This window comes from Atrimonas thermophila (assembly GCF_045864955.1).
Classification (GTDB): domain Bacteria; phylum Atribacterota; class Atribacteria; order Atribacterales; family Thermatribacteraceae; genus Thermatribacter; species Thermatribacter velox.
In genome coordinates, this window is sequence record NZ_AP028803.1 from 1,757,988 (window position 1) to 1,780,701 (window position 22,714).

A 22,714-nucleotide genomic window follows, 5' to 3' on the forward strand; every position below is an offset into this window, starting at 1 on the left:
TCAAAGCACTTAGGCAGAAAAGCTCACCTCCTTGGTTTCACCCGCAAGAAGCCAGGAACGCTTTCCTGATTTAACCAGACTTCGATAATCAATGCCCAAAACTTCCATCATGATTTTGGGAAGGTGCATCCCGCAAAAACTTCCCTGGCAACGTCCAGCTTGAGTACGAACTCTGCGTTTCAGGCTATCCAGGGTTCGAGCTCCTGGAGAAAAAAGAAGAGCGTGTTTTACTTCCGCCAGAGTTACCTCTTCGCAGCGGCAAATAATTTTTCCCCAATCAGGGTCTTGAGCAATAAGCTTTTCCCTCTCCCGGTCAGTGAGTTCCGAAAAAACTGGAAAAGGTTTCCTGTATTCAAAGTTCCTTTTTTCAACCAGACGAAGACCACGCGAACGAAGTAAATCTCCAACGTAAGTCGCAATTCCAAAACAAGAGGTCAAACCCGGTGACTCGATGCCACACAAATGCAAAACTCCCGGAAAACGTTGAGAAAAAAATATATGAAAATCGCGATCAGGAAGTGTGGGACGCAAACCTGAAAAATGAGTAATACTGTTTTCCAGAGGAAGAGAGGGAACCAGACGACGTGCACCTTGAGCAACTTCCTCAAGACCCTGAAGGGTAGTCTCTGTGGTATCCGCCTCCTCAAAGTTGGGTCCAGCAAGAATATTTCCCTCAGGAGTGGGGGTTACCAGAATGCCTTTACTCTCCGGAGAAGGAACCGGGTAAATAACCCGTTTTACATAGCCGGCAAACATTTTATCCAGCACAAAATACTGACCTCGATAGGCCTTGATTGCTGCTATCTTATCCCCGCAAAGCCAGGCCAGACGGGAGGAAGAAAGACCAGCACAATTAACCGCAAAACAAGCAGTGTATTTTTTGCCGCCAGCATAAAGGGAAAGCTTTTTGCCCTCTTCTTCAAAAGCGGTTACCTCAGCATCAAAAATAAACTCAACGCCATTTTGAAGGGCAGTTTCAGCCAGAGCTACCGTCAGCTTAAAGGGCGAAACAACCCGGGTTTCGGGATCATAAAAAGCTGCATACACTTTGTCGCTGAGGTAGGGTTCAAAATTCTTTATCTCCGAAGGAGTAACGATTTCCCCCGAAGATCTACTTCTTTCCTTGAGAAGGCACAAGTATGCCTCTTCTTCTTTGGAAAAAGCCACAGTGAGCGCCCCACAGCGCAGGAAAGAAATTCCCAGCTCCTTCTCTGCTTCATCGAGAAGCGAAAGTGAACGCAGATGAAGTTCACCCTTCAAAGTGGATGGGGCATGGTAACTTCGAGCATGGAGAATGCCGGTATTGGCTTTACTGACTCCACAGCAAATGTCCAGCTCTTTTTCAAGCAGAAGCACCTGCAAATCAAAGTGCGATAAATACCAGGCAATTGCACATCCCACCACGCCACCACCAATGATGACCACATCATAGCTTTTATTCACCAGTCGCACTACCTCCAACCTCGGTCTGCCGCATTATCTACTACATCCCAGCTCTTTATTGAGCAACCACATCTTCTGATAACTCGTGGAAACTCCCTGGGCACCACCACGTAGAATTTTTACCACGTCGCTCTTTTTGCGAATAAAACCACCACAAATAAGCGGAGGAAGTTCCTCCAGAGGAAGGATTCCCTTTAAATGGGGAAAAATGATTCCGGGGAGAATTTCCAGGGCATCTGGAGAAACCTCTCGAACTACGCGCAGCGCAGTACGCAGGGATTCGCTGTCTATGAGGAACAACCTGAAAATGGTTAAAAAACCAACCTTGCGTGCCAGAGTTAAAGTACGCAAGCGGGTAGTGATGACTCCACTAACAGCTGGAAATTTCTCTTTCAAAAAGCAGAGACCGCTCTCGTCAGAAGCAATGCCTCCAAAAAGATCCATGTGCACAAACAGAAGGGGCCGATACTCCTGAAAAAGCAAAGCAATAGTCTCCAGGTTTTGAATGTCTCCTTCAAGAAGAAAGAAAACCGAGCAAAGGTCCAGAGGGACCTTCTGGTTAATCATTAAATCCAGATTCGAAGGACGCAAAGCACCAATAATTGGTTTTCTCTTCAGGCTCTCCAAAAATATGCTCATTGCAAAAATAAAAGCCTTCCAGAAAGAATACTTCTGGAAGGCTTTCTCCTTTTCTCCATGCCTTTTACATTATAGCATATTTTTAAAAAGCTGGCTGCAAACTGAACACAAAATGAGCTTTATTCGGCCAAACTTCGTTTTTTATACCATCTGAGGACACAACCAGGAACAAAACAAAGAGCTTAGCGCCCCTTAAAATCAAGTGCAGAGAGAAAAATTACGATCAGCAACACAAAATAAACCCAGATGAAATGTCTGGTCCAGAAAGAGTCAGGATAATCCTGAACCAGCTTGACGTACAAAAAGGGAGCAAAAATCACCAGAAAAACCATGGTGGTTATCATTCTCAAAGGAGAAAACATTTTCATGGTAGAGAATACTCTCTAAAACCGCGCTTCGAAAAAGCAACCAGACTTTCAAAACCCGCCTTTTTCAAAAGTTCCCGAGCCCGGTCAAAATCTCTCCCCACATCTTCAGGGCGGTGAGCATCAGAACCCAGGCAAACTCGTATTCCCATTTGCCGAGCACTCTTCAAAATGGCAAAAGAAGGGTACGCATCCCGAACCATTTTTCTCCATCCCGCGGTGTTCAGCTCCAGCGTCATACCCATATCAGCACAGACCGCGAGTGCTTCTTTTTCTTCCGGAATAGGGCGGGTGGGGAAAAACCCGAATTTCTTAGGAAGGTCAAAATGGGCAACAACATCGAAAAGGCCAGTTTTCATTCCTTCAATCAAGGCCCGATAATACTTTTTATAAACCAAATCCACAGGATAGCGTTCGAAGAAACGAATATATCTGGGGTTGTCGAAAGGCCATTCATCTATAAAGTGAACTGAAAGCAGGAGGTAATCCCAATCAAAGCCCTCCAGTAAATCGGTCAACGCTTTCTCTTTTCCAGGGATATAATCTACTTCAAGACCTAAACGGATTTCAATCGTCCCCTGATAGAGTTTTTTGAGTTTTTTTACTTCTTCAACATATAGACTCAACTCTTCCTCAGGAATGGCCGCAATCCTTTTCCTGCGGTGGGGAGGAAGAAAGTATTGCGGAGAGTGTCCTGAAAAACCGATTTCAGAAAGACCTACTTCAATCGCTCTCTGTACGTATTCCTGGTAGTTACCCTGAGCGTCTCCGCAGCGAAAGGTATGAACATGGTAATCACAGAGCATAGCACAAACTCCATAAAAAAGGAGGGAAAAATCCCTCCTTCTTCAAAAAACCAACCTATCTTTTCAAAGAAAAAGTCTTGTTACTTGTAATGACCGCTTACTTGACTGCGTCTCTCAGCATTTTGCCTGGACGGAAATAAGGCACCTTGGCAGCAGGAATAACAATCTCTTTGCCGGTCTGTGGATTACGCCCTCGGCGGCTTGCTCTCTCTTTAACGCCAAAAGTACCAAATCCCACCAACTGAACCTTCCCGTTGCTCTTCAGTTCATTTTCCACTACTTTCAAGAAAGTGTCTACTACTTTCGCAGTGTCTTTTTTAGTGATATTAACTCCCTCTTTTTTTAGTTCTTCAGCCAGCACATTCACAAATTCCTGTTTGTTCACTTTTAGAACCCCCCTTTTACAAATTTAAAATTTTTGTTTCCCTCTACGCCGGAAGTACAATGAAACGTATTGCGGTTTTTTCCGTGTCATCGATCTTTACATCCACAAATGCCGGAATGCATACCAAATCGATGCCGCTTGGCGCCAGGTATCCCCTCGCAATGGCTATCGCTTTTACTGCTTGGTTTACAGCTCCTGCTCCTACTGCTTGCATTTCCGCCCTGCCGTGTTCACGTATTACCCCAGTCAGTGCTCCTGCCAGAGCTGCTGGTCTCGTTCTTGATGAGATCTTCAAGAGCTCCATAGATGAACCTCCTCAAGCTGAGCTATGCTGCTTCTAAGGGATATCTCTTTTCCCGGACCAGGGAAACAGCTATCCCTCCTCAAATAGGTATTGTAAGCCATATTGCCTTTTTTGTCACTATTTTTGGGCCTTCAAAACAAATTTTCTGTAATTTTTTCAGAACGACAATCAATTTTCCTGATTTGAGGTCTCTGGCAAAATATTTTTCAATTTGACAAGCAGGTCCCTCTCGTTGGGATAGGTTAGTTTTTGCGTTGCTTCACCAAGCGGCAACCAGACAACCTGTTGCACTTCATGAAAATCCGGAGACGGTTCCTCGGAAGTCAGGGGTTCTGCCAGGAAATAGTGAACGGTTTCATGCACAAGAAAACCATCCCGATGATAAGAATAGGAAATCTGGCCAGCCTTCTCTCTTAAGCGCACTTTCAAACCAGTTTCTTCAGTTATCTCACGCAAGGCACAGTTTTCAAGCTGTTCCCCCATTTCGAGATGACCCTTAGGAAGAGTCCAGGCTCCTGAATCTTTCTTCTGAATCAGTAAAACCTCTATACCCTTTTTGCCTTGACGGACAACGATTCCTCCCGCAGCAACAACGTTTCTTTTTTCTTCCACGATAACCTCCTCCAGCCGCAAAAAAACTATACTGGCTGCGGTGTTTTCTGTAAACCTCTTTGCAAAACAAGTGCTCCCTGGGGAACTTCCAGCTCCCGTGCCACCGGAACGCACTTGGCCTTCAAAAGGAAGTATACCCTGTCGCGCTTCCAGGAACTCAGGCTTTCAAAATTGGCCTGTCCTTTGGAGATAACCAGGTCTGCTTCTTCCCAGGCCTTTCGCACTTCAGGTAAGGCCTTCTCCAGGTCAATACCTATTTCTGCTCTGCCGGTGGTTATGATTTCAACAATCGATCCCAGACCTGCCTCTTGAGCATCAAAAAGTGTAGCATCATTAGACATGGGACCACCTTTAACCACAAAAAAGACTTTCTTGGCAGGTGTAATTTCTTCCAGAAAAACTCGGTCAAAAACCACTTCACCGGCGTTATCCGCTGCGTAAAAGATGGATTCTGCCTCTTCCAAATCCTCCAGAAAGGCCTCCAGATGACACCTACCCCAACCTTCATCAGTAATCTGAGCCAGAATCTTTTCGGGACTAACTTCTCGATACACCCCAAGGTCGATGATATTACCGGCAATGGCAACTTTAACTGCTCGCTCCAGCCTTTCTTCAGGTGACCCCTTCTCCACAAAGGCTTTAAGGCAAGGATAAAGCTGTAAAGCAATTTGATTGTATTTCCTTTTCTCTTCTCTATAAATATCCTCAACGCCAGTCATCGTTTTGGCAACCTGATGAGCAAGAGAAGTCATATAGGCTGGAGTCCATTCAGGGTCTGCGCTGGCAAAAAGCTTGCAAACCTCTTGGGAAATGCGCCAAACCAGATTCTTAGAAGCCCCAGCAAGCAGCGCTGCCTCTTGGGCCTGCCTGATGTTACAGGAAAAGCATTCCAGTTGAGCTTTCATAGCTACCGCACCTCCTGCTACTTACCGTTTTTACCATTGACACGGACTTCTTTGCCCCGATTTGAATCGCTGCTCCTGAAAAACTGTTGCAATTGCTGTTCATTACCCAGGACGTAAATTATATCTCCCTTAAGTAACATTTCATCTGCCGAAGGCGAAACGATGTACTCCTCACCACGCTTAATGGCCAGCACGTTAATGCCATACCTGTTGCGCAACTGAGCCTTGCCCAGCGTCAACCCGTACAAAAAGGGAGGAACCTTTGATTCCACAATGTTGTATCCCGGAAACAGTTCTTCAGTACGAATAGCATTGGGAAGAGCCAGGGTCTTGGCCAGTTTGAAAGCCATATCCTGTTCAGGAAAAATTACCCGGTCCGCTCCAATTTTACTAAGAATCTTGCCATGCATTTTGTTGATAGCTCGCGCAACAATGAAAGGGACACCCAGCTCTTTAAGAGTAATAGTGGTAAGAACGCTGGATTGAATATCATCTCCAATACTGACCACAGCTACGTCAAAATTTTTAATACCCAGTGCTTCCAGCACTTTCTCATCGGTCGTGTCTGCCTGGACTACTTCGGTTATTTTGCCCGCAAGTTCCTTGACCGGTTCTTCCTTTATATCAACACCCAGTACTGTAAAACCCAGTTTATAGAGATCCAGAGCCAGGCTGCTCCCAAAAACTCCCAAACCAAATACTGCAATCTGCCGCATGCCGGCTTACCTCCATAAATATCAGAAAACCAGCTACCCTACTTATTTCTCGGCTTTAGCCTGTAACTTTTGCAAAAACTTTTCGCGATTGATTACAAACCTTTCCAATCGGCCTTCTCCAATTTTTTCGACTTCGTCAAAAGCCTCTGCTTCAAAAACCAGTTTATTCCTGTATATCTCTACCAGGGTAGCACGCACGGTCACTTTCATTCCCTTAGGCGTAGCAGCAACATGGCTCACACTGACCCGGGTGCCCACACTGATATACCCCTCCGGAAGATGGTTCTTAACCGCCTGGTGTGCTGCGTTGTCCATAAGCGAAACCAGCATAGGAGTGGCGAAAGCGGGAACCATATCCGGATCAAAACGGTCAGCAGTATTTTCATCATTCACTGTTGTCTCAACAACACCCGTCAGACCCACCCTCAAATCACTGGATTTCATTGGCAGACTTTCCTCCTCTTTCCTGCAAAGTATTCTCAGAGTCTTCTTTATTATCGGTATCTTCCAAAATTTCTTCATCCTGACCATTAGAAGCAGCAGTATCAGGAAGCTGCAAAATGCGATCGATATCTTCTTTGCCCAGTACTTCTCGTTCTATGAGTTCCATCGCAAGGCTATCAAGCTTATCGCGGTAACTGGTAAGAACAGAGCGAGCCTGTTGATATGCCCGATCAATAAGTGCTCTTACTTCCTTATCAATGGCATAGGCTATCTCTTCGCTGTAATTGCGGTCCTCAGCAATATCTTTGCCCAGAAACACTTCCTTGTGTCTTCTGCCCAGGGTCAGTGGGCCAAGAATTTCGCTCATCCCATATTCACAAACCATTTCCCGAGCGATTTCGGTAGCCTTTCTCAGGTCGTCATGAGCTCCAGTCGTAACATCATTAAAAACCAGTTCTTCAGCTACCCGACCCCCCAGCAGGATGGCAAGTTTGGTGAGCAACTCCTGTTTGCTGATTAAATACCTATCCTCCGTGGGAAGCTGTAGCGTGTAACCCAGTGCTGCTCCGCCTCGAGGAATGATGGAAATCTTGTGAACCGGGTCACTATTAGGAAGGGCTTTGGCCACCAGGGCATGACCTGCCTCGTGATAGGCTACAATCTTCTTTTCTCTCTCACTGATGATAACGTTGCGTCTTTCTGGACCAGCAACCACCTTATCAATAGCCGCTTCCAACTCTTCCATCCCGATAACTTCTTTACCTTTGCGCGCTGCAAACAGGGCAGCTTCATTCACCAGGTTAGCCAGGTCTGCCCCCACAAAACCCGGGGTCCTGCGTGCCAGAATGCGAACGTCTACGTCTTTAGCAACCGGTTTTCCCCGCAGATGCACCCGCAGTATAGCTTCTCGAGCAGCTACATCAGGACGGGGAACGGCAATGCGCCTGTCAAACCGACCAGGGCGCAAAAGCGCAGGGTCCAGAATGTCAGGACGATTGGTAGCCGCAATCAGGATTACTCCCTCGTTGGGGTCAAAACCATCCATTTCAACCAGAAGCTGGTTGAGCGTCTGTTCTCGCTCGTCATGACCACCACCGAGACCCGCTCCTCGGTGGCGACCCACTGCGTCAAGTTCATCAACAAAAACGATACAGGGAGAATTCCTCTTAGCAGTGGCAAATAAATCTCTGACTCTCGCGGCACCTACACCAACGAACATTTCCACAAAGTCTGAACCGCTAATGCTGAAAAAGGGTACGCCAGCCTCTCCAGCTACCGCACGCGCTAACAGCGTTTTGCCAGTACCTGGTGGTCCATAAAGCAATACTCCCCGGGGAATACGCGCACCAATACGCTGGAATTTACGGGGGTTCTTCAAAAAGTCGACCACTTCCTGCAACTCTTCTTTCACTTCGTCCACACCGGCAACGTCGCGAAAAGTAACTTTCACTTTTTCAGGATCCACCATCTTGGCACGGCTTTTAGCAAAAGAAGTTACTTTGCTCCCTCCCTGGAGCTGCTGCAAAAGGAAAATCCAGACCACAATCAAAAGCACGGTGGGAAAGAGCGAACTCAATATTCTGGCCCACCAGGAAGGCTCTGCTGGAGGTTTGGCTTCAATCTCAACATTGGCATTGCGCAAAATGCTGATTAGCTCTGGATCTTCAGGCGCATAGGTAGTGAAACGTGTGCCATCGTAAAGTTCTCCGTAGATGTTGCGGTCCATTATGGTTACCCTTACCACCCGGTGCTGATTTACCGCTTCCAGAAATTCAGTGTAATTCATTACCAGGGGTGGAGTTTCTCGCTGCATGAGAGAAGTAGCCAGCGAAATGATGATAATCAGAAAAAGGAGGTAAAACCCTAAATTGCGGTAAAACCTCCCGTTCGGATAATTGGTATTCAACCTCACCGGATCAACTCATCCTCCATTTCTACCTTGTGAACTCAGGCTGATAATATTCTGGTCTCAATACAAAAATAAAGGGATAATTACGATACTTTTCAGCAAAATCCAGCCCATACCCCACCACAAAAAGGTTGGGAATCTCAAAGCCCACGTAATCTATTTTCAAATCCGGAACTAAACGCCGCTCTTTTTTGTCAAGCAGAGCACAAACCCTCAGGCTGGCTGGATTTCTCGTGGAAAGCACTTCCAAAAGGTGTTTCAGGGTAAGGCCGGTGTCAACAATATCTTCCACAATCAGGACATCAACACCGGTAATCGGTTTGTCAAGGTCCTTTAAAATTCGCACCACTCCACTCGATTCCACGTTGCCTCCATAACTTGATATCGACATAAAATCAACACTGAGTGGGAGCTTTATATTCCTGATCAAATCGGCCATAAAAATAAAAGCGCCCCGCAAAATCCCCACCACTCGCAAATCCTTGCCCTGGTAATCTCTGGTAATCTGCTCCCCAAGCTCTCTTACTTTTTGCTGAATCTCTTCATGGGGAATAAGCACTTTTTCAATAAAGCTATCTTGTTCGGACATCATGGCAACCTCACACCTTGCAAAGGATAAAGAGCATACGCTTGCTATTTTCCTTAACCTTTACCCGTTCGTCAAGTGCAATCCCGGGAATCCAGATTATCTTTTCTGCATCGCAGAAAAAGGGCAAACTCCTCCGCCATTCCCAAACAATGCCCATTTTCTGAAAAAGCTCCTTCACCTTTATTTCTTTGCCCCGATAGATTATTCTATCTCCAGAACGAAAATTGCGCACCTTGAGAGGGAGGCGCAGGGTATCAAAATCTAAAATTGTACTCCAGCGGCCAGGCTTTTCCCGCATTACCCCCTCACATTTTTCTGCATTCAGCAACTTACTCTCCACATGCAAGCCAAGGTCTTCAAAAAAATATGTACCGGGAACTTCCAGAAAACGTTCCCAATCAGGATAAGAGAGTAAAGGTAACGCAGCAGGACTGCCGAAAATTTTTCCTTCTTTTATGAAAACCTCAAATCTACCTGGCAAATCCATTTTCCCTCTGCCCCTTTTTATTAAACGCACCAGAGCCTTCAGGTGTTCCTGGCTTATCTCCAGAAGGTCCCCCCTTACCTCTTTTATAAAAAACCTTACCGCATCGAACAACAAATCCGGAGGCAAGTTGAGTAAGACACTCAAGGGAAGGGCCACCAGGTTGCCCCTCCGCTCAACAGGAAGCGAGACTTCCGATTCCCTTTCCTCTGTAATCCTCTGCACATTTTCGGCAAGACGAAACAGTGCCTTTTGAAAGCCAGGGTTAAAGATCTCTTCCAGAAAGGGCATCGCCAGGTGGCGCACCCGGTTTCTGAAGAAGGTCAGCCTGAAATTAGAGCTGTCCTCGATAAAAGGAATCTTTTTCTCATTCAAAAACTCAAGTATTTCCCTTCTCTCCACAAAAAGCAAAGGACGAATGTATTTGCCAGCAGCAGGCTTCATTCCTTTTAAACCATCCAGACCGCATCCTCTCAAAATATTCATAAACAGGGTCTCTGCCTGGTCGCCAAGGTTGTGCCCTAAAGCTACCACATTTGACCCAGTTTCAGCAGCAACCTGTTCAATAACTTCATAGCGGACCCGGCGAGCAATCTCCTCCAGTGAACCCTTTTCCTGTTCCCAGAGTTTTAAAATCCCTCTCCGCACAACTACAATTGGAAGTTGGCGCTCCAGAGCCCAGCGAACGCAAAAACGCTCGTCCCTTAAGGCCTCCTCTCCCCGCAAGCCGTGATTGAGGTGCAAAAGCACCAGCGTAAAATCTCTTTCTTTCTGGATGCGCCGGAGGACTTCCGCCAGTGTTACCGAATCAGGGCCACCAGAGAAGGCAACCAGAACTTTGTCCCGGGGATGAATCAGTGAGTAACGGTCTATGAAATGGGAAACACGCTCTACTAAATCTGACACCAGGCACCAGATCGCAAGGCTAAAATAATATGGTGGCGGTGCAGGGATTCGAACCCCGGACGCTCCGGGTATGAGCCGGATGCTCTAACCATCTGAGCTACACCGCCACAAGCATTTTATATTATATCGCTATACCCCAAAAATGACAAGAAGCGCACCAAAGCAGGATAGCGTCAACTTATTGTAGGAACCCCACTTCCAATTCTTTCTCTGACTTTGCTTCTTTGAGCTTCGCTTATCCAGAGAGTGCTGGTAGTAGGCTCTTTGGAGGTTCACATTGCCAAAAGGCAACCGGCCACTTCCCGGGCCATTTCTGCGTATTACCCTGAAGGGCTCTCCTCTGGCTTTATCCTGGTGGAATTCTCAATCTTTGTGGTATTTACTGTGTTTCTCACCCACAAATAAGACGCTCATACTATACCTTGGGATGGTGAAGTCTTTTTATTTACACTAACCTGATTGACAAACGCATCACCAGGAGTAAGACAATATGAAATGGACATTTCTGAAATACAGAGATTTCAAACACCAGAATTTCAAAATGTGTCGGATTTTGTCGATTGAATTCGATAAAAACGCACGTTCTTATCGAACTTCTTAGATAAACTCGAACGAATGTGATAAAATGAACAACAGCAAACCATCAAGGAGTGGGCATAGTTAGTGCGAGTTGATGAGCTTTACCTCATGAACCCGTGGTGGCGCAACCCAAAGGCGATAAATGCTGACCGACACATTGGGGCTTTTGAGGGAAGCACCTTCAAACACTATCCAGAAAGGCTATTCAAAGAAATCCCCCCAGAAAGACCCGGGATATACACCATAAGGGGACCACGTCAGATAGGTAAAACCACTTTTCTGAAACTTTACATTCGAGAACTCGTGAAAAGAGGCGTAAATCCTTCGAATATCTGCTTTTTTACCTGTGATGGTATAAACGACAGATTTGCACTGATAGACACCATAAAGATTTATTCCCAAATTTTTGAAAGGAAGATTCAGGAAACCAGATATCTCCTTATAGATGAAATTACAACCATAGAAGATTGGCAGAAATCAGTGAAGTATCTGGTAGATATTGGCCTGTTAGAAAACTGCCTCCTTGTCCTTACGGGGTCTTCTGCTTACGACTTGAAAAGGTCCAGCGAGAGGTTGCCTGGAAGAAAAGGATACGGCAAAGATCTGGTTTATATCCCCATCACTTTCAGAGAGTTTCTGAAGAATCTGGGCGTGCATGTTGATGGAAAAACAATGGAAGAATTTCTCTTCCTTTCCGCCCAAGATCTGAAGACACTTCACCTTAAAAACGCCTTTTTAAAGGAATACTTTCTGAAATACCTGAACACGGGTGGCTTCCCAAAAGTTATAGACGACTTTTTGAGCATGGGTAGAATCGGTGAGCAAACTAAAAACATCTATCGAGATTTCATTTTAGGAGACGCAGAAAAATACCTGGGTTCGAGAGCCAACATACTGGAAATATTCAGGAAACTCCCAGCTATTGTGGGACAGAGATTTTCCTGGAACTCTCTCGTCGACCTTTTTACGGGTGCTATACAAAGTGTCGATACGGTTCAGAAATATCTTGAGTACCTGGGTTACAGCTTCATTCTGGCAAATATTTTCTTCATCGACATTTCCAGAAGAACTATTAGATATAAAAAGCAGAAAAAGGTCTATCCCTGTGATAAGATAATTGTCGACATCATCTCTGAAATTAGCGGAAAAGAAATCGGATTTCCTCAGCTTATAGAGATGTTCACACTCAGACATCTCATAAAAGACGAGAACCTTATTCCCCATGGTATGAACCTTTACAATGGACCATTTTTCTGGTACTCAGACCGTGGAAACGAAATCGACTTTGTCTATGAGCACAATGGAAGCCTGGTGCCAGTTGAAGTAAAATACCAGCACAAAATCAACAAATCAGATTATCACGGAATGAAGCGCGTTTTCGGGAAGGGCATTCTCATCACTCAGGATATAGTTTTCAAGGACGAAAATATCCTCGGAATCCCTGCCTGGCTGTTTTTTGGAATGTTTGAAGAAGCATGAATTATTGCGCTTTATTTCTCTTTGTGAACCGGAAGCTTCCAAAGTGATAAAACAAATTTAATAGTCTTCAACGATCAAATGTAGTACCAGGGCAGGATATAAACTCCCCTTGCTAATTGAATGACCTTCTCCAATGGGCAAACGATATATGCAACATTCGCATTTAACTCTTTTTTTGCTGATGCTATCTTTTTGATGTCGCTCAAAGAAGGTTTGTCTGATGCCTTTACCTCAAAAAGGGCTACTTCTTTATTCAAAGTAACGACAAAATCTAAATCGAAATTTTTCTCTCTGAGATAAAATATCTGTGCGCCAAGGAGATCAGCCTGTATTTTGAGCTGGTAATAAACGAAATTTTCCAGAAGTTTTCCAAACCATTCCCTTTCTGGATCTATCTTGAGAAAATGTCTTACCAGTGCAGAATCTATAACATAAACTTTTTTCCTCTTTCGCAAACTCTTTCTCAACGAACCATATTGTGTAATCTTTTCCATAACCATTAGGCTCTCCATAACAGATAGGTACCGGTACACGGTCGCTTGTGATATGCCTATGTGCTTTGCTATCTCTGTCTCGTTCAAAAGGGAAGAGATTGTGGAAAAACTTTCGACGAGGAACGAGGCGAAAGCCGAAAGATCGATCACCCCCTGGAGAGTTCTGAATTCTTTCTCCATATATGTAGAAACGTATGTCGTATACCACTCACGCCAGTTTTTTTCCATGAAGAACGCCCGGGGGAACAATCCTCTGGCGAAAACTTCCCTTAAATCAAAATCCGGTGGCTTTACGCCCAGAATTTCTCCCTTTAGCAGATATGAAAGTGTAGGACCTCTTTCTACTACTTCTCCTATAGAAAATGGATAGAGTTTCAAATAAACTGCTCTACCGGCAAGACTTTCTGAAATTTCTTTTGACAGCAAGAGAGCAGAAGACCCCGTCAGAACAAAATGACGATTTCTCTCAGAATCAACAATTTCCTTTACAACAAGGAGTATATCGGGCAATCTTTGAACCTCGTCGATTAACACCATCTCTGAATCCGGTATCACGGCTTTTGGATCTTCACGCGCCAGGTGAAGCGTATAGACATCATCGAAATTAAGGTAGTACGCATCAGGAAAAAGATTTTTAATCATTGTGGTCTTTCCGACCTGTCTGGCACCTACCACAACTACAACCTGAAACTGCTCCAGCAAATTCTTTGCTCTCTCTTCTACCCACCTATGAACATACATGCTCTAACTCCATTCGTATTATGAATAAAAATTATTCAAATCACGAATAGTTTATCATGAAGCACCAAAAAGGTAAAGGCTTACCCTGCTGATGATAGCGCCGATTCATTTCAGAGCCTCAATTCTAACTCTTCCCTTCTCTGACTTTGCTTCTTTGGGTCTCACTTATCCAAGGGGTGCTGGCAGCAGGTTCTTTGGAAGTTCACATTGCCAAAAGGCAACCGGATGCTTTTTGGGCCATTTCTACGCATTACCCTGAAGGACTCTTCTCTGGCTCTATCCTGGTGGACTTCCCGATTTTGTGATATTTACTTTGTTCCTCATCCACAAATAATACGCTTATCTTATCCCACTGAGATGGTAAAGTCTTTTTATCCACGCTAACTTGAAAAATGCATCACCAAGGAGAAGACAATGTGTAATGGATATTTCCGAATCCTACGAATAATTAACGGTATAAACTCCTCTAAAATATGCTGCTTTAGCAACCTTTTCTCCACTACACACAAGCAACTCAAACTACTCAAGTGCCACAAATTCTTCCCATCCCCCATGAATATTGCAAAAAACGAGTACAAAAATGCCTGAAAATTCATCTATGTTGACATGGACGCTAACTACAGGAAAGCTAATGGTAGGTGTGAAATTAAAAGTGGCAATGTGAGAAAGCTGTCTGCTTCTTTTGTGTACCCCTAAAAGCTGAATGCAGGTTATATAGTGCTCCAGGGTGTTGGGGTGGGGAGTTTCTTTGCCTACGGTTACCTTCACTATGGGGCAACTACACTGATCACACTTCTCGATCTCCACCGCAGGGAGATGCTTTTCCCAGCCCGGGGCGTCCTTTTGCAATAACTCTCCAAAACGCACATTTACCACCTCCTGCCCTTTGTAAAATGTTAATGCTTCTAATTGGAGAAAGCAACCATTTTGAAAAAGCCGAACTTTGTGGTAGATTGGTGCAACAGAGGAGGTGAATCTTTTGAAGTGTACTCGATGCAAGCAGGAAGCAGTGATGAAACTGAAAAGGCACAACTCCTCCTTTTGTCCTGAATGTTTCGACATTTTCTTCAGCCGCCAGGTTGAACAGGCCATAAAGAAAAACCGCATGTTCAGCAGGGAAGAACCAGTACTGCTTGGGGTATCTGGAGGTAAAGACAGTATGAGTCTCTGGTTCTATCTACACCAGGCAGGCTATAAGGTGCAGGCTGTTCACTTTGACCTGGGCATGGGAGAGTACTCCCTGCGTTCCAGAGAAATAGTGGAAGGGTTTTCAAAACAACACCAGCTTCCACTTGAAGTCATCGAGGTAAAATCTTTAATCAACTATTCAATCCCGGAAGTGACTAAAAAAGTGCGCAATCGCCCCTCCTGCTCAGTATGTGGAATGATTAAAAGGCACCTGCTCAATCGTTACGCCTGGGACAACCATTTCTCGGTTTACGCCACCGGGCATAACCTTGACGATGAAGCAGCAACCTTGCTCGGTAACATCCTGCACTGGCAGGATGGCTATTTAGCTCACCAAAGTCCGGTTTTACCCAGCCCTCATCCTAAAATGGTACGCAAAGTAAAGCCCTTCTACACACTGACTGAGGAAGAAATACGCTGGTATGCCAGACTCCACGACATTCCTTTCATAGCAGAGCGTTGCCCCCTTTCCAAAAGAGCAAAAAGCTTCCACTACAAGGAAGCTCTTGATTTTCTGGAGGAGAAATCTCCGGGCACCAAGCACATGTTTTTACTGGGTTTTTTGGAACGGAGAGATAGGTATTTTGCCAGCAATCAGGAAAAAGTAGAACTTGGTGAGTGTTCACGGTGTGGCATGCCCACCACGCTTGAGGTGTGCTCCTTCTGCCGCCTTATGGAAAGGCTCGACTCTCAAAAAGAAAGGAGCGAGGAAAACAATGCTCATCATGGCAGTGAATAGCGGTGGTTCTTCTATCAAATACGAAGTCTTTGATATCCGGGAAAACAGTTTTCGCTCTCTTCTTAAGGGTAATTTGAAGCGTCTTTACCGAAAAGATGCTCACCTGGAGCAGAAAACTCCTGATGGCAAAACTGTTAGAAAAGAAATTCCCCATGCGGATCATGAAAAAGGACTGAAGTTCATTGTGGAAGAGCTCAGTTCTCCACAAAGTGCTATTCAGGACATCTCTGCTCTGGAAGCAGTAGGCATAAAGCTTATCAACGCAGGTAAAGAATTCACTTCGACCTGCCTCATTGACCAGAAAGTCATTGAAGCTTTACAGAACTATTCCTCAGTAACCATGGTCCACAATCCCCCGGCACTGTTGGCGATAGAAATTTTCAGAAAAATTTTGCCCCAGACTCCTCTGGTAGGAGTCTTTGAAACCAGTTTCCACAGGAGCATTCCAGAAGCCCATCGGGCGTACGGCCTTCCCTGGGAGCTGTGCCAAAAGCACGGAATAGAAAAACTTGGCTTTCATGGCAACTCCCATCGCTACATTGCAGAAAGGATTCAAGCGCTTACCACTTTCAGCAAAAAAGTCATCTCCTGCCATCTGGGGAGTGGCTGCAGCGTCTGCGCCATCAAAGACGGCAAATCTTTTGATATATCAAGCGGTTTTACGCCCCAATCAGGAACCATCATGTCGACCCGTCCTGGAGACTTCGACCCCCAGGTCATCACCTTCTTGCAGGAAAAAGAGGGCTTCACTCCTCAAGAAATCGACCAGCTTTTGACCCGAAAATCCGGGCTTTTGGCCATCTCTGGTAAATCTGCAGAAATGTGGGAACTGGAAAAACTTGCCACCGAAGAAAAGGATAAGAGAGCCGAATTGGCTATAGAAGTGTTTGTGTACCAGGTAAAAAAGTACATTGGTGCTTTCTTTGCACTCATGAACGGCGTTGACGCACTGGTTTTCACCGGAGGAATTGGTGAAAACGCTCCCTCGATTAGAGAACGTATCGCTTCAAATCTCGATGCGCTGGGAATTGTCATCGACCACGAGAAAAATCAGCAAACGGTCGGCCAGGAAGAAAAAATCAGTTCGCCAGATAGTAAAGTTGAGGTGTGGGTTATTCCCACCAATGAAGAATTGATGGTAGCCAGAGAAGTGTATCACCTGTTAAAACAACAAAAATAAGGAGGGAAAGCCATGAAAAACGCTGGAGATTACCATGATCTGGGCTTCAATTGCTGCGAGTCAGTACTACTGGGAGCGAGTGAGCTTTTGGGAGTAAAGAGCGAACTAATCCCCAAAATAGCTACCGGCTTTGGAGGAGGAATAGGACATACTGGGAGAATATGCGGTGCGATAACCGGAGCAGTTATGGCGCTGGGTATAAAGTATGGAAGGACTTTCCCTCAGGATAAACACACCCGGGACCAGCTTTATCTCAAAACTGAAAAATTCTTGCAGGATGTGGAAAAAGAACTGGGTTCGCTTAACTGTATAGACCTTATTGGAGTGGCCCTCAACACCGAAGAAGGCCTGCGTGAATATCGAGAGAAAAACTTGAGAGATAAATGCCACGAAATCATTGAAAAAGTAGAACAAATACTCAGAACCTACCTCACAGAGTAGCTGGTGTTTCAAAACACCAGCTACTCTGCATCAACTCACTTTTTGCGCCTCTTGTAAAAGGGAGCAAGAAAGTAGGGCACTTTCTGATATTCTCGATAAAACTCTTCATAAAGACCTGCCGCAGGAGAGGGATTGAAACATCTGGTCTCTACTTTAACCGTCTCTTTAGCTTCCGATAGGTTCTTTGCATCGCCAACTCCTATTTTGCAGAAAAGAGATGCCCCCAAAACCGTGGCTTCCTCGCAAGAAGTAGTAGTAACTGGCAGGTTTAAAACATCCGCTCGAATTCGGTTCCACAACTCATTCCTGGCGCCCCCACCAACCACTCTCAGACCACGAGGTGAAAAGTGATACACTTCTTCAATTGCTTCCTTGGCCTGTCGCAACTGGAAAGATAAGCCTTCCAGCGTGGCCCGGAAAAGCTGAGCCCGGCTCGAAGTTAATCCCAAACCAAGAACGGTGCCTTCTGTACCCTGGGGCTTGTTGGGTCCAGAAGGCATGAAAGAAGGAACCACCACCACTCCATTGCTCCCGGGAGGGACACTAAGAGCATCCTGAATCATAATCTGGTAGATCTGGGGGTCGTCCTTCACATCCGAGAAAAGATTTCTCCTCACCCACTCCACAACTCCCCCAGCAATCATCAGCATCTGGGGATTCCAATATCCATCCTCGGCATCAAGTTCTATCAACATGCCCAGCTCAAAAGCTTTGCGGGAAGCCAGATATTTTCTGGAGCGGAAAGCCGCTATCTCCCAGGTGCCCGAGCTCAGGATTAAATCCTCATCTCCGGCCAGCGAACCCAGCAGTGCAAACTGTGTATCATGACCGCAAACAACAACCGGCACCCCAGGTGGTATCTGAGTCTCTTCACTGGCTTCATCGTGAACCCTGCCCACCACCTCACCAGGATAGACGAGGGGAGGGAAAAACCCCGGGTCGAGCCCTACCAAATCCAGTAGCCTCGATGACCAGGTTCTCTCCTGAAGGTCGAGAAGCATTGAGGTTGAAGCAGAAGTAAAATCCAGGAACATTTCCCCACACAATCGAAAACTCAAAAGACCCGGCATCATCAAAAAAGTATCGGCTTCTTCCAGAGCTCGGGGGGCATTCTCTCTCAACCAGAGAAGCTTCAAAAGGGTATTAAAGGGCAAAATCTGATAACCAGTGATTTCAAAAGCCTCCCAGGGATCTATCAGCTGCTCTATCCTGGTTACCCAGGAAGAAGTACGACTACACTGCCAGGAAATGACCGGATAAGTCAGGGTACCGTCTTTTTTGACCGGTGCTCCGTCAGCTCCAAAGGTGGTTACTGCAACCGCTCTAACTCCCTTGCCAACTTCCCCTACAACCTTGCGAATGGCTTTGCAGAAAATGTCCCACATTTCCTCAATATTCCATATTAAAAATTCGGGATTTTCCTCTTGAGGACGGGGAGCATTGGGAAAAGAAGCCACGGAAAGGATTTTGCCCTCTTCGCTGATAGCCACAGCACGGAGACTGGTCGCGCCACAATCGAGAATCAGGAAATACTGAGCTTGCATGCAACTAACCTCCTTTATATCCAGGGTTCCTTGGAAAACCTGCGCACTGACAATTCATCAATAACCGCATTGCCCCGCTTGCTAATCAAAAACCACACAATCTCGGCAATTTCCCGGGGAGGAACCAGAATTGAAGGATCCAGGTCCGGACGCATGGAGGTAATCATCTCGGTAGCCACACCACCCGGAGAAACCACGTGAACTCGAATCCCATCTTTATGAACTTCCCGCGCCAGAACCTTACTGAAGCCGAGCAGAGCGTGTTTGGAAGCCGTATAAGCCCCCTGGTTTATGTACCCTTTGTAAGCAACCACCGAAGCAATGTTCACAATGGTAGGCACCTGCGAACGACGAAGATAGGGAAGCGCTGCCTTGCAGATTAAAAATGGAGCCCGCACATTAACCGCCATTTGCAAATCCCATTGCTCGAGAGTGGTCTCTTCCAAAGAGGCGGGAAAAGCTATTCCAGCATTGTTGACAATCACATCGAGCTGACCAAAATGCTCTACAGTTTGCTCGACTATCTTTTGTGGAAAGAAAGGATCGCTCAAGTCCCCAGCGCAAATCAGGGCCCTTGCTTCAGAAAGAGCATGTTCTGTGCAAAAAGCAAGCAAGGCGTCCTGAGAACGTGCAACCAGGGTAAGACGCAGACCCTGACGGGCAAAAAGCTCTGCAATGGCCCGTCCTATACCACGACTTGCTCCAGTCACCACAGCCACTTTATCTCTCCACTCCACTCCTCCCATTGCAAAACCTCCCCAAAAACCATTTTGTTCTCAACTCTACCAGGAATAAATAACCTCATTAATAAGTTTACATTAAAATACGTAATAATTGGCCTGTATCCAGGAAAGGAGGAGCAAAGAAGTGCCTAGGATCGAAATTGCCCCCAATGTCTTCTGGATAGGTGTAAACGACTATAACACGGAGCTTTTTGAAGGCCTGTGGCCAGTAAGTGAAAAAGGTGTATCCTACAACTCTTACCTCCTTAAAGATCAGAAAAACGTTCTTATAGACCTGGTAAAATCTTCCTATTTTGATGAGTTCTTGTACCAAATAAAACAGGTCATAGACCCCCGAGAACTCCATTACATCGTGGTCAATCACATGGAACCGGACCACAGCGGAACCCTGAGCCTCTTGCGAGAAGTAGCGCCGCAAGCAACCATTCTATGCACGCCTCAGGCTCAACCAATGATACAAGCTTTCTACCACCTCGAAAAAGGGATACAAACTGTTCAAGACGGCGATGAGCTATCCTTGGGCACCAAGAAATTGCAGTTTTTCTTCATACCCTTTGTACACTGGCCAGAAACTATGGTGAGTTTCGAGCAATCCTCCGGCATTCTTTTTTCCTGCGATGCCTTTGGGGGCTATGGTGCTCTGAAGGGAACAATCTTTGATGACCAGTGCCAAAATCTGGATTTCTACATCGACGAAGCCCTGCGCTACTATGCAAACATTGTTGCCAAATTCAGCGCTATGGTCAAAAAAGCCATTGCCAAACTGTCCGACATCAAGCCCAACGTGGTAGCCCCTTCCCATGGTTTGATTTGGAGAGGCAATCCTCAGCAAATTGTGGAACTGTACCAGAAGTGGGCCGATTTCCAGACTACTGGCGGCGAAGCAGGCGTCACTCTGCTTTATGGAACCATGTACGGGGCCACCGAAAAAGCAACCGAAACCTTCATGCAGGGACTGCTGAAAAGTGAAGTTCCATTTGAAGTTTTCGACGTACGGAAAATTCATCCCAGCTATATCCTCAAAACCCTATGGCAGAATCGCGGGGTCGCTGTAGCGGTACCCACCTACGAAACCGGTTTATTTCCTCCCCTTGCACACCTTCTGGACCTCGCTAAACGGAAGGGGATAGCTGGCAAAAAAGTGGTCTACCTGGGCAGTTTTGCCTGGTCTGGAGGAGCTAAACGGGAGTTAGAGAAGTGGTGTGCTGACTTGAACTGGGAAATGATAGATAGTCTGGAATTCAAAGGAAATCCTACTATTCAGGAATTTCAGAAAGTAGAAGAACTGGGAAATAGGTTTGGTAAAATGATAAAACAGGTGTCCATTTAAAAAATCCGAAAGGAGGAAGTGGAAATGTTGAGCAAAAAACTCGAAGAAGCCTTAAACGAGCAAATCAAAAACGAACTCTACTCGGCTTACCTCTACCTGGCCATGGCTGCTCAGTGCGAAGCCCAGAATCTGAACGGTTTTGCCCACTGGCTTAAGGTTCAGGCTAAAGAGGAAATTGGCCACGGTATGAAAATTTATGACTTTGTCAACGACCGGGGAGGAAGGGTTATTCTGAAAGCTATCGAGCAACCCCCGGTGGAATTCGGCACTCCTTTAGACATGTTTAAAAAGGTACTGGAGCACGAGCAAAAAGTGACTTCCATGATTAACCAGCTCTACGAGCTCGCCAAGCAAGAGAACGACTACCCAGCCCAGGTAATGCTGCAGTGGTTTATCGATGAGCAAGTGGAAGAAGAGAAGAATGCTTCCTACATCCTGGCCCTGCTGAATTACACAGAAGGCAAAGGTCAGGGTCTTGTGCTGCTAGACCGAGAACTTGGAAAAAGAGAAGGATAAATAACTGGTTGGAGGGGGTTATTCCCCCTCCTTTTTAGGGGGCCTTCTATAGCAGAGGGCTCGTGCTATGGCCACTGTTTCTTCACCTTCTTCTGCGTTACAAAATACCCGGATATCGTAAACGCCAGTTTTTCTGGTTAGTGCCACTTCTTGTGCTTCGGCAATTAAGGAAGCCTCTTTAACCGGTTTAATGTAGTTAACCTGCACACTCATGGCTACTGCATCCTCAAGGTGGGAATTGCAAGCCAGCTCAAAAGCTTCATCAATGAGAGCAAAAATGCATCCTCCGTGCACCACATCGAAAATATTGTAATAGCGAGCGTCGGCCTCAAGCTTTACTCTGGCGTAACCTTCTCTGAGTTCCAGAAGTGAAAAGCGGAATAAATTAGCGAAGGGCTCTTTCTGAAAGCGTTTCTTGAGCTGTTCCAGTTTCTGAGTACTCACAACCAACCTCAAAAAAAGAATTGGCTGAGAGGGGTGGATTCGAACCACCACTACGTGATCCAGAGTCACGCGTCCTACCCTTAGACGACCTCTCAGCTCAGGCAAGCATTATCTTATCATTCTCAAGCCCTTTTTTCAATACCCAACTGGCTCAAGCTGAAAAGCGCTTCAGGGAACAAGGTGCAATTTACCACCAAAACAGGAATTTAAGCCCCCAACCGGGGTTTTAAAAAGTAAACCAAAACACTTTAGTGCGAAAAGGAGTGATTGAAATGCTCAGAAGAACATCACGAGCAATCTGGATGGGAAATCTCAAAGAAGGAAAGGGTACAGTTGAGCTTGGCAGTGGGGCTTTTAAAGGTAGTTATTCTTTCAGATCGCGTTTTGAAAATGGGAGTGGAACTAATCCTGAAGAACTCATTGCCGCAGCACATGCAGGATGTTTCGCGATGGCGCTTTCACACCTTCTATCTGAAAGTGGTTATACCCCGGAAAAAGTGGAAGCCCAGGCTACCATTAGCATGGAAGCCGTGGAAGGAGGATTTAAAATCAAAAGTAGCCATCTTGAATGTACAACCCGCGTTCCCGGGATAAGCGAGGAAGAGTTCTTGAATATTGCCCAGAAGGCCAAAGCAACCTGTCCAGTAAGTGTTTTGCTTTCCAGTATTGACATTACACTTTCTGCTCGCCTGGAGCAAAATTAAACCTCTTCAAATTCTCCCTTTAGGGGAGTGGCAATCAGGACGCACCGTCCTGAATTCCACTCCCCACCAGGAAATACAACCCCCA

Annotated in this window: 25 protein-coding genes and 2 tRNA genes; 7 read left to right on the forward strand and 20 right to left on the reverse strand. The window is 45.8% G+C overall.

The annotated features are described in order from the left end of the window. Positions 1-9: 9 nt before the first annotated feature. From ACKTT1_RS09165 to ACKTT1_RS09230, 14 genes are all read right to left on the reverse strand, one after another. Positions 10-1,443 (reverse strand): NAD(P)/FAD-dependent oxidoreductase, encoded by a 1,434-nt coding sequence (locus ACKTT1_RS09165; RefSeq protein ID WP_412709345.1) that lies wholly within the window; start codon positions 1,441-1,443, stop codon positions 10-12. A 33-nt stretch (positions 1,444-1,476) separates the two neighbouring features. Further along, entirely contained in the window at positions 1,477-2,082 is a 606-nt protein-coding gene (locus ACKTT1_RS09170) for a glycerol-3-phosphate responsive antiterminator (protein ID WP_412709346.1), read from the reverse strand. Between the two features lie 182 nt (positions 2,083-2,264). Continuing rightward, entirely contained in the window at positions 2,265-2,450 is a 186-nt protein-coding gene (locus tag ACKTT1_RS09175) for a hypothetical protein (RefSeq protein ID WP_412709347.1), read from the reverse strand. Beyond that, complete coding sequence (gene hisJ, locus ACKTT1_RS09180; protein WP_412709348.1) at positions 2,447-3,253, reverse strand: histidinol-phosphatase HisJ; 807 nt, start codon at positions 3,251-3,253, stop codon at positions 2,447-2,449. The genes ACKTT1_RS09175 and hisJ overlap by 4 nt, the downstream gene beginning before the upstream one ends. A 97-nt stretch (positions 3,254-3,350) precedes the next feature. Beyond that, a complete protein-coding gene (locus ACKTT1_RS09185) occupies positions 3,351-3,638 on the reverse strand; it encodes an HU family DNA-binding protein (RefSeq protein ID WP_412709349.1) in 288 nt (95 codons plus the stop codon). A gap of 43 nt (positions 3,639-3,681) precedes the next feature. After that, on the reverse strand, positions 3,682-3,942 hold the full coding sequence (locus tag ACKTT1_RS09190) for a stage V sporulation protein S (RefSeq protein ID WP_369018664.1): 261 nt from the start codon (positions 3,940-3,942) through the stop codon (positions 3,682-3,684). A 168-nt stretch (positions 3,943-4,110) separates the two neighbouring features. After that, complete coding sequence (locus ACKTT1_RS09195; RefSeq protein WP_412709350.1) at positions 4,111-4,554, reverse strand: NUDIX hydrolase; 444 nt, start codon at positions 4,552-4,554, stop codon at positions 4,111-4,113. 26 nt (positions 4,555-4,580) lie between these two features. Next, positions 4,581-5,459, reverse strand: a complete 879-nt coding sequence (locus tag ACKTT1_RS09200; RefSeq protein WP_412709351.1) for a damage-control phosphatase ARMT1 family protein — start codon at positions 5,457-5,459, stop codon at positions 4,581-4,583. Positions 5,460-5,476: 17 nt separating this feature from the next. Continuing rightward, positions 5,477-6,175, reverse strand: coding sequence for a potassium channel family protein (locus tag ACKTT1_RS09205; RefSeq protein WP_412709352.1), 699 nt, complete (start codon positions 6,173-6,175; stop codon positions 5,477-5,479). Positions 6,176-6,217: 42 nt separating this feature from the next. After that, a complete protein-coding gene (locus tag ACKTT1_RS09210) occupies positions 6,218-6,619 on the reverse strand; it encodes a thioesterase family protein (protein WP_369018660.1) in 402 nt (133 codons plus the stop codon). After that, positions 6,606-8,531: an ATP-dependent zinc metalloprotease FtsH gene (ftsH, locus tag ACKTT1_RS09215; RefSeq protein ID WP_412709353.1), complete on the reverse strand. Its 1,926-nt coding sequence runs from the start codon at positions 8,529-8,531 to the stop codon at positions 6,606-6,608. Before ftsH ends, ACKTT1_RS09210 begins: the two co-directional genes overlap by 14 nt. Positions 8,532-8,553: 22 nt before the next feature. Next, on the reverse strand, positions 8,554-9,120 hold the full coding sequence (gene hpt / locus ACKTT1_RS09220) for a hypoxanthine phosphoribosyltransferase (protein ID WP_412709354.1): 567 nt from the start codon (positions 9,118-9,120) through the stop codon (positions 8,554-8,556). Between the two features lie 7 nt (positions 9,121-9,127). Further along, entirely contained in the window at positions 9,128-10,507 is a 1,380-nt protein-coding gene (tilS, locus tag ACKTT1_RS09225; protein ID WP_412709355.1) for a tRNA lysidine(34) synthetase TilS, read from the reverse strand. Between the two features lie 30 nt (positions 10,508-10,537). Further along, positions 10,538-10,614, reverse strand: a tRNA-Met gene (locus ACKTT1_RS09230). 556 nt (positions 10,615-11,170) lie between these two features. Between ACKTT1_RS09230 and ACKTT1_RS09235 the strand changes: the two genes are divergently transcribed. After that, positions 11,171-12,565, forward strand: a complete 1,395-nt coding sequence (locus ACKTT1_RS09235) for an ATP-binding protein (protein ID WP_412709356.1) — start codon at positions 11,171-11,173, stop codon at positions 12,563-12,565. 74 nt (positions 12,566-12,639) lie between these two features. On the opposite strand, the gene ACKTT1_RS09240 is transcribed toward ACKTT1_RS09235, so the two are convergent. Beyond that, positions 12,640-13,800, reverse strand: coding sequence for an ATP-binding protein (locus ACKTT1_RS09240; RefSeq protein WP_412709357.1), 1,161 nt, complete (start codon positions 13,798-13,800; stop codon positions 12,640-12,642). Positions 13,801-14,319: 519 nt separating this feature from the next. Next, on the reverse strand, positions 14,320-14,667 hold the full coding sequence (locus ACKTT1_RS09245; protein ID WP_412709358.1) for a desulfoferrodoxin family protein: 348 nt from the start codon (positions 14,665-14,667) through the stop codon (positions 14,320-14,322). A gap of 112 nt (positions 14,668-14,779) precedes the next feature. Between ACKTT1_RS09245 and ACKTT1_RS09250 the strand changes: the two genes are divergently transcribed. The 3 genes from ACKTT1_RS09250 to ACKTT1_RS09260 are packed head-to-tail and all read left to right on the forward strand — an operon-like array spanning position 14,780 to position 17,348. Continuing rightward, a complete protein-coding gene (locus ACKTT1_RS09250; RefSeq protein ID WP_412709359.1) occupies positions 14,780-15,727 on the forward strand; it encodes a TIGR00269 family protein in 948 nt (315 codons plus the stop codon). Continuing rightward, a complete protein-coding gene (locus ACKTT1_RS09255) occupies positions 15,705-16,907 on the forward strand; it encodes an acetate/propionate family kinase (protein WP_412709360.1) in 1,203 nt (400 codons plus the stop codon). Before ACKTT1_RS09250 ends, ACKTT1_RS09255 begins: the two co-directional genes overlap by 23 nt. Before the next feature lie 12 nt (positions 16,908-16,919). Beyond that, positions 16,920-17,348, forward strand: coding sequence for a C-GCAxxG-C-C family protein (locus ACKTT1_RS09260; RefSeq protein ID WP_412709361.1), 429 nt, complete (start codon positions 16,920-16,922; stop codon positions 17,346-17,348). Between the two features lie 35 nt (positions 17,349-17,383). Here the strand turns inward: ACKTT1_RS09260 and ACKTT1_RS09265 are convergent, their stop codons facing one another. Both ACKTT1_RS09265 and ACKTT1_RS09270 read right to left on the reverse strand, forming a co-directional pair. Continuing rightward, complete coding sequence (locus ACKTT1_RS09265; protein WP_412709362.1) at positions 17,384-18,892, reverse strand: FGGY family carbohydrate kinase; 1,509 nt, start codon at positions 18,890-18,892, stop codon at positions 17,384-17,386. Between the two features lie 14 nt (positions 18,893-18,906). After that, positions 18,907-19,638 (reverse strand): SDR family oxidoreductase, encoded by a 732-nt coding sequence (locus tag ACKTT1_RS09270; protein WP_412709363.1) that lies wholly within the window; start codon positions 19,636-19,638, stop codon positions 18,907-18,909. Positions 19,639-19,759: 121 nt separating this feature from the next. On the opposite strand from ACKTT1_RS09270, the gene ACKTT1_RS09275 reads away from it, so the two are divergent. After that, positions 19,760-20,965 carry an FprA family A-type flavoprotein gene (locus ACKTT1_RS09275; protein WP_412709364.1) on the forward strand — a complete coding sequence of 402 codons (1,206 nt, stop codon included), beginning with the start codon at positions 19,760-19,762 and terminating at the stop codon, positions 20,963-20,965. Positions 20,966-20,989: 24 nt separating this feature from the next. After that, positions 20,990-21,481, forward strand: a complete 492-nt coding sequence (locus ACKTT1_RS09280) for a ferritin (RefSeq protein WP_369018647.1) — start codon at positions 20,990-20,992, stop codon at positions 21,479-21,481. A gap of 18 nt (positions 21,482-21,499) precedes the next feature. Here ACKTT1_RS09280 and ACKTT1_RS09285 read toward each other — a convergent pair whose 3' ends face one another. Both ACKTT1_RS09285 and ACKTT1_RS09290 read right to left on the reverse strand, forming a co-directional pair. Continuing rightward, complete coding sequence (locus ACKTT1_RS09285; protein ID WP_412709365.1) at positions 21,500-21,925, reverse strand: PaaI family thioesterase; 426 nt, start codon at positions 21,923-21,925, stop codon at positions 21,500-21,502. Positions 21,926-21,946: 21 nt separating this feature from the next. Beyond that, positions 21,947-22,020, reverse strand: a tRNA-Gln gene (locus ACKTT1_RS09290). Between the two features lie 177 nt (positions 22,021-22,197). Between ACKTT1_RS09290 and ACKTT1_RS09295 the strand changes: the two genes are divergently transcribed. Next, positions 22,198-22,629 (forward strand): OsmC family protein, encoded by a 432-nt coding sequence (locus ACKTT1_RS09295; protein WP_369018645.1) that lies wholly within the window; start codon positions 22,198-22,200, stop codon positions 22,627-22,629. Positions 22,630-22,714: the final 85 nt, after the last annotated feature.

What these genes read in the sequence shown, in the direction of transcription:
- ACKTT1_RS09260 (WP_412709361.1), top strand. Translation starts at nt 16,920, where the DNA reads ATGAAAAACGCTGGAGATTACCATGATCTGGGCTTCAATTGCTGCGAG.
- ACKTT1_RS09200 (WP_412709351.1), bottom strand. Translation starts at nt 5,459, where the DNA reads ATGAAAGCTCAACTGGAATGCTTTTCCTGTAACATCAGGCAGGCCCAA.
- hpt (WP_412709354.1), bottom strand. Translation starts at nt 9,120, where the DNA reads ATGATGTCCGAACAAGATAGCTTTATTGAAAAAGTGCTTATTCCCCAT.
- ACKTT1_RS09190 (WP_369018664.1), bottom strand. Translation starts at nt 3,942, where the DNA reads ATGGAGCTCTTGAAGATCTCATCAAGAACGAGACCAGCAGCTCTGGCA.
- ACKTT1_RS09175 (WP_412709347.1), bottom strand. Translation starts at nt 2,450, where the DNA reads ATGAAAATGTTTTCTCCTTTGAGAATGATAACCACCATGGTTTTTCTG.
- ACKTT1_RS09295 (WP_369018645.1), top strand. Translation starts at nt 22,198, where the DNA reads ATGCTCAGAAGAACATCACGAGCAATCTGGATGGGAAATCTCAAAGAA.
- ACKTT1_RS09270 (WP_412709363.1), bottom strand. Translation starts at nt 19,638, where the DNA reads ATGGGAGGAGTGGAGTGGAGAGATAAAGTGGCTGTGGTGACTGGAGCA.
- ACKTT1_RS09240 (WP_412709357.1), bottom strand. Translation starts at nt 13,800, where the DNA reads ATGTATGTTCATAGGTGGGTAGAAGAGAGAGCAAAGAATTTGCTGGAG.
- ACKTT1_RS09170 (WP_412709346.1), bottom strand. Translation starts at nt 2,082, where the DNA reads ATGAGCATATTTTTGGAGAGCCTGAAGAGAAAACCAATTATTGGTGCT.
- ACKTT1_RS09210 (WP_369018660.1), bottom strand. Translation starts at nt 6,619, where the DNA reads ATGAAATCCAGTGATTTGAGGGTGGGTCTGACGGGTGTTGTTGAGACA.
- hisJ (WP_412709348.1), bottom strand. Translation starts at nt 3,253, where the DNA reads ATGCTCTGTGATTACCATGTTCATACCTTTCGCTGCGGAGACGCTCAG.
- ACKTT1_RS09280 (WP_369018647.1), top strand. Translation starts at nt 20,990, where the DNA reads ATGTTGAGCAAAAAACTCGAAGAAGCCTTAAACGAGCAAATCAAAAAC.
- ACKTT1_RS09205 (WP_412709352.1), bottom strand. Translation starts at nt 6,175, where the DNA reads ATGCGGCAGATTGCAGTATTTGGTTTGGGAGTTTTTGGGAGCAGCCTG.
- ACKTT1_RS09265 (WP_412709362.1), bottom strand. Translation starts at nt 18,892, where the DNA reads ATGCAAGCTCAGTATTTCCTGATTCTCGATTGTGGCGCGACCAGTCTC.
- ACKTT1_RS09255 (WP_412709360.1), top strand. Translation starts at nt 15,705, where the DNA reads ATGCTCATCATGGCAGTGAATAGCGGTGGTTCTTCTATCAAATACGAA.